8 protein-coding genes are annotated in these 14,263 nt (G+C 33.4%); 2 read left to right on the plus strand and 6 right to left on the minus strand.

Translation table 11 applies throughout. From position 1 onward, the window contains the following. Positions 1–112: 112 nt before the first annotated feature. From aspS to AC3IPI_RS06655, 5 genes are all read right to left on the minus strand, one after another. Positions 113–1,870, minus strand: a complete 1,758-nt coding sequence (gene aspS / locus AC3IPI_RS06635) for an aspartate--tRNA ligase (RefSeq protein WP_489157940.1) — start codon at positions 1,868–1,870, stop codon at positions 113–115. 328 nt (positions 1,871–2,198) lie between these two features. Then, positions 2,199–2,642 carry a hypothetical protein gene (locus AC3IPI_RS06640; protein ID WP_323490168.1) on the minus strand — a complete coding sequence of 148 codons (444 nt, stop codon included), beginning with the start codon at positions 2,640–2,642 and terminating at the stop codon, positions 2,199–2,201. Between the two features lie 900 nt (positions 2,643–3,542). After that, positions 3,543–3,908, minus strand: coding sequence for a hypothetical protein (locus AC3IPI_RS06645; protein WP_489157942.1), 366 nt, complete (start codon positions 3,906–3,908; stop codon positions 3,543–3,545). A gap of 4 nt (positions 3,909–3,912) precedes the next feature. Continuing rightward, positions 3,913–10,680, minus strand: a complete 6,768-nt coding sequence (locus AC3IPI_RS06650) for an RHS repeat-associated core domain-containing protein (RefSeq protein WP_489157944.1) — start codon at positions 10,678–10,680, stop codon at positions 3,913–3,915. Positions 10,681–10,685: 5 nt separating this feature from the next. After that, complete coding sequence (locus AC3IPI_RS06655) at positions 10,686–11,132, minus strand: T9SS type A sorting domain-containing protein (RefSeq protein ID WP_489157946.1); 447 nt, start codon at positions 11,130–11,132, stop codon at positions 10,686–10,688. Positions 11,133–11,399: 267 nt separating this feature from the next. On the opposite strand from AC3IPI_RS06655, the gene AC3IPI_RS06660 reads away from it, so the two are divergent. Both AC3IPI_RS06660 and AC3IPI_RS06665 read left to right on the plus strand, forming a co-directional pair. Continuing rightward, complete coding sequence (locus AC3IPI_RS06660) at positions 11,400–12,392, plus strand: TlpA family protein disulfide reductase (protein WP_489157948.1); 993 nt, start codon at positions 11,400–11,402, stop codon at positions 12,390–12,392. Between the two features lie 176 nt (positions 12,393–12,568). Continuing rightward, positions 12,569–12,916, plus strand: a complete 348-nt coding sequence (locus AC3IPI_RS06665; RefSeq protein WP_035618195.1) for a toxin-antitoxin system YwqK family antitoxin — start codon at positions 12,569–12,571, stop codon at positions 12,914–12,916. Positions 12,917–12,973: 57 nt separating this feature from the next. Here AC3IPI_RS06665 and AC3IPI_RS06670 read toward each other — a convergent pair whose 3' ends face one another. Then, positions 12,974–14,086: a PepSY-associated TM helix domain-containing protein gene (locus AC3IPI_RS06670; protein WP_489157950.1), complete on the minus strand. Its 1,113-nt coding sequence runs from the start codon at positions 14,084–14,086 to the stop codon at positions 12,974–12,976. Positions 14,087–14,263: the final 177 nt, after the last annotated feature.

Genomic DNA, 14,263 nt, shown 5'->3' on the forward strand with positions numbered 1-14,263 from the left:
TGTAATAGTAATAATAATTTATAATGAGGCAAATGTAAGATATAAAATAATACAAAAGACAACAAACTGTTAATTTTTTAGAAAAAATATTGATTTACAGTGTATTCACTTATTATTTTGCTTCAATTTGGATGTGTAATTCTTTTAATTGTAAAGCATCAATTGCTGCAGGAGCATCAATCATTACATCACGACCCGAATTATTTTTTGGGAACGCGATAAAATCTCTAATTGTCTCTTGTCCACCTAATATAGCTACTAATCTGTCTAGTCCAAAAGCTAATCCTCCGTGTGGTGGAGCCCCAAATTGGAACGCATCCATTAAGAATCCGAATTGTGCTTTGGCCTCATCCTCAGTAAAACCAAGGTATTTAAACATTAATTGTTGTGTTGCCTTGTCGTGAATACGAATAGAACCTCCTCCAATTTCATTTCCGTTAAGAACCATGTCATATGCATTGGCGCGAACTTTTCCAGGTTCAGTTTCCAATAATTGCATATCTTCTGGTTTAGGAGATGTAAATGGATGATGCATTGCGTGGTAACGACCAGTTTCTTCGTCTAATTCTAACAATGGGAAATCAACTACCCATAGTGGTGCAAACTCTTCTGGTTTACGTAATCCTAAACGTGTAGCCAATTCCATACGTAAAGCACTTAATTGAGCACGTGTTTTATTAGCCGGACCAGAAAGCACGAAAATCATATCGCCAGGTTTTGCTCCTGTAACTTTTGCCCAATTGGTTAAATCGTCTTGATCATAAAATTTATCTACAGATGATTTGTAAGTTCCATCGTCATTACATTTAGCATACACCATTCCAGATGCGCCAACTTGTGGACGTTTAACCCAGTCAATTAATCCGTCAATTTCTTTACGAGTATAATTTCCTGCGCCAGGAACTGCAATTCCAACTACTAATTCGGCAGCATTAAATACTGGGAACTCTTTATGTTGTGCAAATTCGTTTAATTCTCCAAATTCCATTCCGAAACGAATGTCCGGTTTGTCATTTCCATATGTTTTCATAGCATAGTCGTAAGTAATTCTGGGGAATTTATCTACTTCTACATCTTTTATTTCTTTTAGTAAGTGTCTTGTCAGTCCTTCAAAAACATTTAAAATGTCTTCTTGTTCTACAAATGCCATTTCGCAATCGATTTGTGTAAACTCAGGCTGACGGTCTGCACGTAAATCTTCGTCACGGAAACATTTTACAATCTGGAAGTATTTATCCATTCCACCAACCATCAATAATTGTTTGAAAGTTTGTGGAGATTGTGGTAATGCATAAAATTGTCCTTCGTTCATACGACTTGGTACAACGAAATCTCTTGCTCCTTCTGGAGTCGATTTTATTAAGTAAGGAGTCTCTACTTCGCAGAAATCCAAATCAGATAAATATTTACGAACTTCCATTGCCACTTTATGACGGAATAGTAAACTATTTTTTACTGGATTACGACGAATATCAAGGTAACGATATTTCATTCGGATATCTTCTCCACCATCAGTTTCATCTTCTATTGTGAAAGGAGGTGTTAATGCAGCATTAAGAACAGTTAGTTCAGTGACTAAAATTTCTATGTCACCAGTAACCATGTTTTTATTTTTGTTCTTGTCCTCACGTTCAATCACAGTTCCTTTAACTTGGATAACAAATTCTCTTCCTAGCGTTTTTGCTGCTTCAAAAACGGCTTTGTCGCTACGGCTTTCGTCGAAAATAAGTTGTGTGATTCCATAACGGTCACGTAAATCGACCCAATTCATAAATCCCTTATCACGCGATTTCTGAACCCAGCCCGCTAGTGTAACTTCTGTATTAATGTGTGAGGCGTTTAATTCGCCACAATTATGACTTCTATACATGATCCAAATTTTAGATTGCAAAAGTAAACACAAAAATTAAATAAGTCCAGTTTTCTAATGTTTAATGCTATTCTTCTTGATTATTTTTTTATTTCGGTTGTTGGGATAGATAATTTTAGCACTATCGAGACCAAAATCTATGCAATTGTATTAATTGTGATTCAAATAATTCTCCCTATGCATCCATACGAATCCTTTCATGAGGCCATAACAACCAAATATCAAATATTCAAAAAATCACAACATCATTAATAAATTCTTTTTGACCAGAATAATTCCTTATGCCACACAAAATGACACGTTTGGGCGCGGGGAACGAGGATAATGTTTATTTTTTTAACAAAGCTAACCATTCATCTATTTCCTTAAGATTATTAATATTTAAGATTTCTATTTCTCCCGATTTTAGTTTTCTAGGATGACAAATGAAAATTATTTTTTCCTGATCTTTATGTAATTCATTTAATTCTCTATAAATCTCTTCAATAGACTCATATGAGAGCCCATATGTCCCAATAAATATTACATTTTTTTCTTTTAAAAAAGCAAAAATAGTCGCCAAAAACTCATGTGGAAATTCAGAATGTGAAGAGATTGAACTCGGAACACATCTTAATTTATTTTTTTTAAAAAACTCTTTTACTTTAATTGCTTTTTCTACATTAAGATTAATTACTGCAGAATTTTTAAAATTTGTAGCTAAATGCCCTATTTGGACATCTAAATCAAAAAGTACCAAATTTAATTTCATTATATAATTATCTAAGTTCATCTAATATTATTTATATGTGGGAAACGAGTATACTTTTTACTTGACCACTTGGCTCGTACCAAATTCCTGAGTTTAAATTACTCATTCACAATTGCCACCTGAATGATTAACAGCATTCATATTCACATAAGTACTCCTATTAGGTGGTGGTCCTGAATCACGGTTTTTGCTCCAAAATTTATTCCAACTTCTGCCCCAGCTTTTAAAGTTTAGGTTTTTCGTATACCCTATTGCAGTTGGCACGGAAAGAATTTCCGTGCTATCGTTGCGCTACTAATTCCAATAACGCCCATTTTTTTGCAGCACCTAACCAAAGATTTATCATTTTAAAACTCCTTATATAAATAATATGTGAGTCCCATTATTACAACGGATGAAAATAAATATATATCCGTAAGAAATGATAATTTACCTAATGAATATTTTTTATTTTGAAGAATCGATTCCCCTTTCTTCGTAGTTACATAATAATAGTAATTTATAACAAATAAACCTATTTGAGTTGTTAAATAATAAACTGGAAGATTATAGTTGTTAATCATTTTTGTAAAAAAAAGAAAAACATTTAGCAAGCTAAGTAAATTATTTGTTTGAGAAAAAGAAATAAAACCAATCACTGGTGCCTCAGGGAAAGCATTATGTCTGGTACTAGATAAGTATAAATTATAATATAAATATTTGTAAAGCTTCATTGTATTTATGTTTTTTTATATAACTAATATCCGTTTAGAGAATTTTAATAACCAAGATTCTGGAATAATCTTTCTTAATCTAATCTTACCCAACCTCCTCCTGATTAATAGTATTTATACTCACATAAGTACTCCTATTAGGCGGAGGAGGTGGCGGTCCTGACTATCAAAGAATGATAGCCTTTATAAAAAAACAGTATTCTTAATTTTAGTACTCCTTGTAAAAATAATATGTTAAAACCATTGCGAAAAATGATGAAAGATTATAAATACTAAGTAAAAAAGAATATTTGCCTAAAGAATAGGAGTTATCCTTGATTATGATTGCACCATTTCCTTTTTTAGTAAAATAATAATAATTACTAAAATAAAATAAAATAGGTGCTATAAGTGCTATTTTTCTAACATCATAATCAATATCCATTCTGGTAATAATCATTATTATATTAGTTAATGTTATTAAATTACTAGTTTGTGTAAAAGATAACATTGCATATACTGGTATTTCAGGCACAGCATTTTTTTTAAAACTTTTTAGAAAAAAATGATAATAAATTAATTTGTAAATTTTCATAACTTTATTCTTTTAATATTTTACTCTCATACCAGTCATTTTCTCTTTCTCGATTCTTATAAATTGTAGAATTCTTTCCAAAAAAGAAATTATTATATGCTTCTGAATTTGTCACCCATGGTCCTAAAATATTCCAACCGATTGTCCAACCAATTCCAACAACGTTCCCTTTTGCTGCGGCTAACTCAAGACCAACATAGTTACCCGTGCCTTCTCTAACCGCTCCATAATAATCACCTTTGAAATAATTATCTACAGCTCCATAATAGCCAACATAGCCGCCTAAAATATTTGCATATCCACCAAATTTGGAGGCTAGTTTTACACCACTAGCTTTAGCTTTAGCAGTTTGAACAAATGAATAGGATATATTACCTCTTGTACCTCCTTTAAAACTGTCAGTCCATGAGGTGTACATACCTTTGTAATTTACTGCAAAAAATCCTTTTGGGGCATCATTATAAAACTTTACAACAGATAATTCATTCATAAGCCCACTAGCTCCTCCCAATAAACTAGCTGTTGTAGCTAAATTGTTATTTGTTGTAGAATCTCCAAGATCAATATAATGGCTCAGATTAGGTGGAGGAGGTGGTGGTCCTGAATCACGATTCTTTTTGCCAAACAAATTCTTAAGGCTTATTTTTTCCTTTACCCAATCTTTAATGCCCCAACTATCCCAATTGTCTACTATAAACTTAATCCCGTTTCCTATACCTGTTTGTTCGGTAGGAGTGAGCCCACAATCTACACAATCTTTTCCGTTTCCAGATGCTTTATTCCCACTTGGATCGGTGTATTTTAATGGGTTGTTCATTACATACCCATACTGGTTATAGTTTTGGGTATTTGTTGGATCCTGTACATAATTATCGACAGATAAGAATCGATGCAACATCGGGTCGTATAATCGGGCATTCATATTAATAAGCCCTACACTTTGTAGGTGTTCATGTCCTGTATACCCTCGATCTAGCACTGTTAATCCAGGAAGGTTATTTCCTGCTCCATCCTGTACTTTGCTTATTTTACCCCATGCATCATATAGTCGCTTCTCAATTACTGTATCATTAGCATCGCTAATTGCCATAATACTGCCTTGGTAATCGCGATGTAAATATAAATAATTTGGAGTATTGGTACCGTCGCTTTTTGCTATTATTGGTGCCGAATATCCATCTCCTCCTACGTAGGTTATAAATTCTAGTGCTCCGGTTACTCTGTTCTCCTTTATCTCCATACTGCCATCGGCAGCATAATGTTTCCTTAATGGTTTTGATGCTTTATCGCTGTCGAGGCTGCCATAAAACATAGAGCTGCGCTGGTTGTCGTCGTTATAAGTAAAGTTTATTTTGTCGACTCCTGTTTCTTCTATTTTTACCGGGCTTTTAAAAGCATTATAATCTACAATGAGTTTTGGATCTTTACTTCTAAAAACATCATCGGCTCTATGTAAGGTTATCTCATCAAAAAAAGCTTCGCCTGTACCCATTTGTGTACCTAATACATCTAAGCGTATTCTTAATTGCTTGATATTGGCTGGTATTATAAACGTTTTTGTTACATATGTGCAGCCAATTGTATTTTTTGTAGTAAGGAATTCGCTTTTTAAAGGAACTGTTTCATTATTTTCGTATTGCAGTAAACGTACTTCTGCCTTGGGTCTGGTAGTATATATCCTTGCCGAAAATGTGTATTTGGTATCGATTGCATTGTTTATCTGAATTATTTTATCGGATGTTACCGTATTTGTGATATTGGGACCTGATGTAGCTAATTGTAATGTAGAATTCCCGACACAACCAGATTGTGTAAATGTAATTTTTTGCGGATCATAGGCATCTGTAGTCCATCCAGTTCTGTCTTCCATCCCGTCATAAAATACGATTGCTCTATCAGCATAATATTTTAGAGCCTCTGGTGTTAAATCGATAGCCGTATTTTGATAGGGCTTGCTGCTTTCCTCATAAAGATATGTTCCTAAGTTATTATCTTTTATCTTTCCTGATACTTCATAATTTTGAGTTTCCTGCTTGCCATAGCTATTGGTAAATTCGGTTAATCGTTCCAGATCATCGTATTTAAACGATTCGGTCCAATTGCCAAAAGTACTATTGGTACGACTGTCCAGGTTATCAGTGTTTTTATCAAACGCTGTGGTAAGTGTTATGATATTACCTGCAGGGTTGGTTGTTTTGTCATGCTGTATTTTTTTTAGATATCCATTACTATCATATTCATTGGTCATCTTTATGCCGTTGCCAATAGTATTCTCTAATATTTGTCCTTTGGCATTTAATGCATTGGTTTGCCACAATACCTGCGATGTGGCATTGTCGAGTATTTGGTACAAAGCGCCATTCTGGTATTTATACTTTGTAGCTACAGTGCTCGATTTAGTTCCTATTTCGGCTTTCTTGGTTTCTATATCTATTCTTCCTAGTCCATCATAGATAAATGTTTTTGTGAATTTGGCATAGCCTACTTTGTCTTCCACAATTGTTACTACTCTTTTATAATCGGGATCATAAGTAAGTGTGGTAATTATTGTATTGAATCCTGGAGCTTCCAGTTTGTCTGTAAATGTAATTACGGTTGGTAATTTTGTTGCTTGATCATAAACATAGTTCGTCTCACTATTAGTAAATGGCCCAGTAATCGTTTTTTTAATTGGTTTTCCTGTAGCATCGCGCTCAATGGTGGTTACTATCGAGCCGTTTTGAGTAGTCTCAGATCTTAACTCTCCAAAGTCATTGTTCTCATAAACAAAAGTTCCAGCTGTAGGATCGATTAATTTGGTTTTACGTCCCCATCCATCTTGTTCCATTTTAATAGTTGTACTATTATAACTGGTTTCTTTTAAATTCCCATTGGCGAAATATTTGTAATTGATGATTCCTCCTGTGTTTTCCTGTACAGAGAGGATGTTGCCTGCTGCATCTCTTATGGCTGTTTTGTTTTTTAATCCATCGTTAAAGGTGGTTGTTAATCCAGGATAACTGGTAGTCGTAGATCTTCCTGTAAATAGTATTCCCTCTACAGCTCTGCCATAACTGTCAAACTTAGTCTCGTTCCATTGTGTAGGAGAGCTACCAAAATAAGGCTCGCTTACTTTATAACTGCGATCATAAATATCATATAAATAAGAGACATAAGACATTTTTCCGTTTACATCTTTTATACCTGTTTTTATAGTTCTGCCCAAATCATCCATAATTTCTTCTGTATAACTGCCATCGGAGAGGTCGCCAATAGTTCTGAAAATGGTTTCTTTTTCATTTTTAGTATACGAATAGGAAACTGTTTTATTTAATTTCTCATTTTTGGCAGTTAGTTTTTTAAACCATTTATCATAGGTGTACGAAGTAGTTATGCCATAAGCATCGGTGACATTTTCTAATGTTCCGTTGTTTGGGTTGTTTACAAATTTGGTTTCCAGTCGTTCTGTATCGATAACTTTCGTTAAAAATCGTCCCGATGGATCATATTGATAATCGGTAACACGAGCCGGATGTCCTGGGGCAGATATCGTCTTCTTGGTAACATTCCCAAAAATATCATAACTATTAGCTTCGGTTATGGTATTGGTGGCTGTTCCTGTTTTCTCAATTTTCTCAAGTAATTGAGCTCCATTATAATAATATACTTCTTGACTTGTCATAACATCTCCCGTAACGGTTATGCTTTGATTTTTAGTTTTTGGCCTGCCTACAATATAAGGGGTTGGAGAAGATTCATATGTTACCTCTTGAATATTCGTTTGCACAACAGTATTTCCCTCTTTTAGTATAGTTGTCGATTTTGTTGGGTTATCATAAACATCATAATTAGTATTTGTTTCGCTATTAGTATTCTCTAAACCATTGTACTCTTTAGTATTTATATTTTGGAGTTTAAAGACTTTATTCGCTAATAAATTACTTTCGTAAGTCATTATCGATTTTGTAATATAATTAATCGGCGTATTACTAGATGCATTTGCCTCTGGGTTTACTTTGGCAGTAAAGGTGCTTCCTTGTTTTATCGTTGTATCGGGTTTAAGAATAATTTGCTGGGTAGCAATCAGATTGTCTGCATCTGTTACGGTATAATCGCCTTCTTTTACAATTGATTTAGCAGTTAGAGTACCGGTAGGTAATAATAAAGGAGAGGCTATGCCCAATACAGTATAATTTTCAGTATTAGCGCTTCTTAAATCGATATCAAATTTTGACATGCTTGATATAATAGGTTGCGAATCATCATGCCAATTGGTACGCACTGTTGAGCGAAATCCCATAAATCCCTGTCCTTCATAGTTAGTAACTGCTCCATAATAAAGGAACAATTTCTTTTTCCTGACAGATGCACTTTCTTTTTCTACTTGTGTTACAATTTGAAAATTGGGAGAAGCTACAATATCAAAATTAGGATATTTCTCTGTTAACATACTAGAGGAATAAACTTGATTGTAATTTGTTCTATAGGTAGGATCTAGTGATTGATATGATATTGTTTCTTTGACACCATTGCCTGTAGTAATTGTTTTTAGCAAACGGTCTCTACCTGAATCTTTTGATGAATCAAAAAAATGAAGTTTATTGTTATTAATAAATGCAATTTCAAATTTTGGTTTTTTACTATCTACCATAGGCAAATAAATAGGTAGCGCATACTGATCAACATTAGGTATTAATTGTTGGATCCATTCTAATGGATAAAATGAATTAGTATCGTCTTGTACATAACATTTAACTGCTAAAGCCCCCAATGTAGCAGAGTTGCTAGAACTTCTTACTACTACTAAATCGGTTTTTCCATCTTTGTCAAAATCAGTTGTTATGTAATTAAAAGAATTATAAGGATCATTTGCTTGAAACGAATCGGGATACGTTTTTGTTTCTTTATTAAAACCGGTTCCAGTAGCTGAGTATCTATACCATTCTCGATACGCAACACCTCTAGGAATCATAAAATCGGTTTTACCATCACCATTGTAATCTCCCATTAATATAGGCATATTAATCATGATATTAATATCGGTTGTGGTGGTTTTGAACAACAAAACAAATTTATTCTTGTCATCCATGCCATAGACACTTACTATTCCCGCGTTAAAAACGTAAATATCCGTTTTGCCATCGCCGTTAAAATCGCCGGTTTGTACTATACTGCCTTTTGCTATAGGGATTTTACCTGCATTGACTACAAAATCACTGGTTAATCTCCTGTCTAAATTCATAAAATAAGCAGTTCCTTCACGAGTATCGGGATAACTCATAAGCCTATCACCATTACAAACTTGAGTAGTATAGTAGTAATTTTGTTCCAGTACAACTATATCTGTTAATCCGTCTCCATTAAAATCTCCGCTTATATATGTTTTAGGGATGTCTACCTTAACTTCAAGTTTAGGTCTGCTTTGTACACAACTCATTGGATGCGCATTATAATAAGTGAATTTAGGAAATGTATATTGCTTTTCGTAAGGAGTAGTAATTTGGGTATATAAACTAGTAGTATAAGTGCTAAATTTAGTAACATTTGTAGAGGCATCGGTTTTTATCACTGTCCAGCCTTGTTGTGGTGATAATTTATAATCCTGATTTAAAAAAGAAACGGCAAAAATCTCTTCAAAATTTCCAATAGGATGCTCCACTCCAAAATTATAAATGGTTTGATTGGTTTGACTTGGATTTATACCTGAAAAAAGCCAGTATTTAGTTTTTGCTTCTGCCGTTTTAGTTGGATAAAGTAAAAAATCCATATTACCATCTCCATCAAAATCTCCCGATACTGTTGCGGAATTTAATGACGTAATTGCTCCAAGACTTAGGGTTGCAGGATTTGACGAATATCTTATAGAGTTACTTGTGTTATCGTAAGTAAAAACAGTAGGATTATAATTTATAAGCCCATCACCACTTTTTTCGGTAATACGTTCTAATTGTTCGTATCTGATAGATGAAGTCTCGGGATGTTCCAGCTTGTACTGTCTATACCCAACACCATTACCAAATACCTTAATTTCGCTCAATATCGTGTTATTTAGAAGTTTATGTCCTCCTACATAACTTTCTTCATGTATTTTTCTTGGTTTATATATAAACTGAATTTCGTTTATAGATGCTTCTGTTGTTCTTGATCCGTATTTTATTGAAGCAATATTCAATGTATTATTGGTTAGCACATATATATAATTTATCCTGACACCTTGAGCATTCTCCCAATAAGTAATAGACCACTCCGTTATGGAACGTGAATCGGTCGAGATGCCATAAGAAGCCTTTGAACCATCTGGATATTCTATTCTAAAATAAGCAGGTCCATAATTGGCTCCATTAGGATGTACTCCATAAGAGGTTATTTTTATATTGGAGAAATTTTCGGTTTCATAGACAGTTTCATTTGCTCCATAGATTCCAGTTTTAACAACAAGACGTTGTCCGTCCAGAGCAAAACGATCTTGGGCATTAAGAGATACTGCACCAACTCTGTCATCATGAAATTTAGTTGCAGGAATTCTTGTTATAGAAGATACTCCCGAGATATTCCAGCCATTACCAGCCATTCCGTTACCTCCCTGACTATTATAAACTAAGCTTATTTGTGGTACAACACCATTAATACCAGGCGGTACTGCAATAGGAATTGCATAAGTAGCCCCTCCAGATAATGAAACTGCTAATTCACCTTCGGTGATTCCAACTTCAGTAGAATTGTCTGTTGGGGTTTGTGCTATTGTAAACAGAGCAAATCCGAGAAACGCAAGAGTAAAGTATAATTTCTTCATAGCTACTATTGTTTAATTATCTTAATTGTTTTTTGTTCTCCACTGGTATAAATCAATGCTACCATATATACTCCGGCAGGGTAATCCTGGAATGCTATATTTTGAGTGTTTATATTTTCTGTCTTGAAAAAGGTTTTTAGGAGTTGTCCGCTCATGGCATAAACCTGAATTGACGAAACGGTATTGTCATTTGAGAGCTCCCATTTGAGATATAATTCTTCTCTCACCGGATTAGGGTAGTAGGAAATAAAGTCTTCTGAAGAGAATTTTAATAAATCATCTTCGACCAAGGCTTCAATTTCTTTTATTTCATTAGAAGGTTTAGATTGGCAATTAATGCACAATACACGACTTGTTTGATTACCAGCATTATCATAACTAAATGTGAGTTTTTGTTGTGCCTTTGCTGTTATCGAAACACCTAAAATCATAATAACAATGAATTTTCTCATATTTATTTTATTAAATTATAATTAATAACTTACAATTGTCTAATTTATAAAATATTGTGTAAGAATATTATCATTTTGTTAAATAAATAAAATAAGCGCTATTTTATATTCATTCTATTTAAGGGGAGGCGATTTTGCTATAATAATAAGAATGCTGTTATAGTAAAAGTGCTGAATTATATAAGTGCATTTTTTTGCCAAACGTTTTGACCATGGTAATTTGAATTATAGAAATGATTATTTTTACCTGAACTTATTAATTATATTATGAAAAAAATGACCTTTTTGTTGCTGTTTTCTGTTGGGGTAACCTTTGCACAGAACAGTGAAAGCAAGATAAAATTTACAGCAAAAATCTCTAACAGAAATAGCGATACGCTTGTTATTAGAGGAAAAAATAACTTTAAGCAAGTTATACCGATAGATAAGAAAGAAGTTTTTGCAGCAACATTTGATGCTCCTAAAGGATTTTATCAATTTAGCGATGGAACTGAGGCATCAAGTCTTTATTTAAAACCGGGCTCGGATATTAACTTGACAATGGATGCTAAGCAATTTGACGAGACGATTGTTTATAAAGGTAAAGGAACAAACGAAAGCAACTTTTTAGCTCAATCGGCATTGGCAGATGAAAAATTTCAGGAAGAAGCTTTCGCAAAAGAAGCTTTAGAGTTTGCAAATCTTTTGGAAGCAAAGAAGAAAGCTGATTTAGCAAATATTGAGAAAGGTGATTTTGATCCTGAATTTAAAGAATCGGTAAAAAAATCATTAGAAAAATCACATGCTTATGCACAGGAAGCTTATGAAAATGCTGCTAAGACTAAAAAGCTGAATGGGAAACCTTCTCCTCTTTTTGATTATGAAAATTATAAAGGTGGTAAAACAAAGCTTTCTGACTTAAAAGGAAAATATGTTTATATCGATCTTTGGGCAACTTGGTGTGGACCTTGTAGAGCAGAAATTCCTTTCTTGCAAAAAGCAGAAGAAAAATATCATGGTAAGAATATTGAATTCGTAAGTATTTCTATTGATAAGGTTAAAGATCACGAAAAATGGAAAAAGTTTGTAAATGATAAAAAATTAAGAGGGACACAATTATTTGCAGATAAAGATTGGGAATCTGAATTTGTGGTAAATTATGGTGTAAATGGAATTCCTAGATTTATCTTGCTTGATCCAAAAGGAAATGTTATAAATGCTGATGCGCAAAGGCCTTCTTCCCCTGATCTTTATGTTGAGCTAGATAAATTATTGAATTAAAAATCTTATTAATTCGTAATGTATTGATACATTGATAAGTATTGCTTTTAAACACACTTTTAATTTCTAATGTTAAGTTTTTACTCAATGTTACCAAATTGTTAAGTAAAAGTTTTTTTAATGTAAAGTATTAGTTATATTTGTTTATAGATTTTAAAACATTAATAACTAAAGATATGAAAAAGTGTGTGATTTTAGTTGCAATATTGTTCTCTGGAATTTTAGTTGCACAAGAAACTAAGCCAGTATTAGAAGCTGTTGGACAAAAAGTAAAAGCTACTTATTACTATGAGAATGGTAAAGTTCAACAAGAAGGTTTTTTTAAAGACGGTAAATTAGATGGTGTCTGGGTTGCATTTGATGAAAATGGAAATAAAAAATCTACAGGATTGTACGCGAACGGTGAAAAAACAGGTAAATGGTTTTTCTGGAATGGATCTAATCTTAGTGAAGTAGATTATTCTGATAGTCGTGTAGCATCAGTTAAAAACTGGAAACAAGACGCACTTGCAAACAGAAACTAAGACTAATTATAAAACCAAGAAAGGTTGTTCAAATTTTGAACAACCTTTTTTTTGTGCTTATTTTTTTGATGATTTACTTTTCTTATTCCTTCCGTACCAGATGATAAATCCTGTTACGGGTAATGATGCTGCAATTAAACTAGCGATAAAAGCGATTATCTTTCCTGGTAAATCCAGAATCTGTCCTGTATGGATACCATAATTCATTTCGACCACTTGCAAACCTAAACTCTTTTTCTCAAAAGGGTCGCTCTGTATCAATTCGCCATCATAAGGATGGAAGTAATAATTGCTTTGATGGTCATATCGTAAAGAATGAGGATAGGCACCAGTATTTATAACATCTCCTTTTTGTTGTGGAATCATTACATAGAACATTTCGGCTTCTGGGTTTTTTATCATAGTCTGTACTAAAGCACGATCTATGGCAGCAGATGTATTATAATCAAACTTTGTGGTGTCGACAACTGGAGCTTTAGTTTCTAAAGCTTTATCGCCACCAAAGTTGAAGGTTTTGTAAATTCCGTCGCCAACCCATTCGTAAGTAAAGGTTAAACCTGTTATCGCAATTATTGCAATGATTATAGAAATGTAAAAACCAGACGTATTATGCCAGTCATAATTCACACGGCGCCATTTGGCCGACCATTTTACACTTAAGCTACGTTTGATGTCGTTTTTGCGTTTAGGCCACCATTGGATTATTCCTGTAATTAATAGCAGTATAAAAATAATAGTCGCACCGCCAATGATATGTTTACCTATATAATCGGGTAGGAGTAAGTACAAATGAATGTATTCGACGATTATAAAAAAGTCAGTTTCGGGATTTTCAGTTTTTAGGTATTCTCCTGTATAAGGATTAAAATAAAGGTATAAGTTCTCGGTGTCGGAATAGGTATAAACAATCGCTGAGCGGTCTTTTCCGTAAAAGGAAACCATGCTCGATTTATAGTTAGGAAGTATCTCTTTGGCTTTTTCTTGTAAAACCGAAGGTAACATAAAGGGTTTGTTTTGTGGCTCAACCAAACGCCATTCTTTACGAGTAATATCTTTTATCTCATCGTGAAAACAAAAGATACAACCTGTAATACTTACAATAAAAACAATAAGTCCAGAAGTTAATCCGAGCCATTTGTGTATAGAGCGTATTTTTTTCTTAAAACCCATATTTCAATTTGCGAAAAGATAGCATTGTATCTTTTATTTAGAATTGTTAGCAATAGGCAAAAGTAGATTCTAAATGTATAACCCACAAATTATATCGATTTATTTTGGATGGCTGTCTTTGTTTTGTCCTGAAATAAGCATTGTCTAAAAAATGGAACGCGGATTAAACGGATTTAC

Source organism: Flavobacterium sp. GL_143, assembly GCF_057834355.1.

Bases quoted from the DNA above. Each gene is read 5' to 3' on its own strand.
- aspS (WP_489157940.1), bottom strand. From the start codon at position 1,870: ATGTATAGAAGTCATAATTGTGGCGAATTAAACGCCTCACACATTAAT.
- AC3IPI_RS06640 (WP_323490168.1), bottom strand. From the start codon at position 2,642: ATGAACTTAGATAATTATATAATGAAATTAAATTTGGTACTTTTTGAT.
- AC3IPI_RS06645 (WP_489157942.1), bottom strand. From the start codon at position 3,908: ATGAAAATTTACAAATTAATTTATTATCATTTTTTTCTAAAAAGTTTT.
- AC3IPI_RS06650 (WP_489157944.1), bottom strand. From the start codon at position 10,680: ATGAAGAAATTATACTTTACTCTTGCGTTTCTCGGATTTGCTCTGTTT.
- AC3IPI_RS06655 (WP_489157946.1), bottom strand. From the start codon at position 11,132: ATGAGAAAATTCATTGTTATTATGATTTTAGGTGTTTCGATAACAGCA.
- AC3IPI_RS06660 (WP_489157948.1), top strand. From the start codon at position 11,400: ATGAAAAAAATGACCTTTTTGTTGCTGTTTTCTGTTGGGGTAACCTTT.
- AC3IPI_RS06665 (WP_035618195.1), top strand. From the start codon at position 12,569: ATGAAAAAGTGTGTGATTTTAGTTGCAATATTGTTCTCTGGAATTTTA.
- AC3IPI_RS06670 (WP_489157950.1), bottom strand. From the start codon at position 14,086: ATGGGTTTTAAGAAAAAAATACGCTCTATACACAAATGGCTCGGATTA.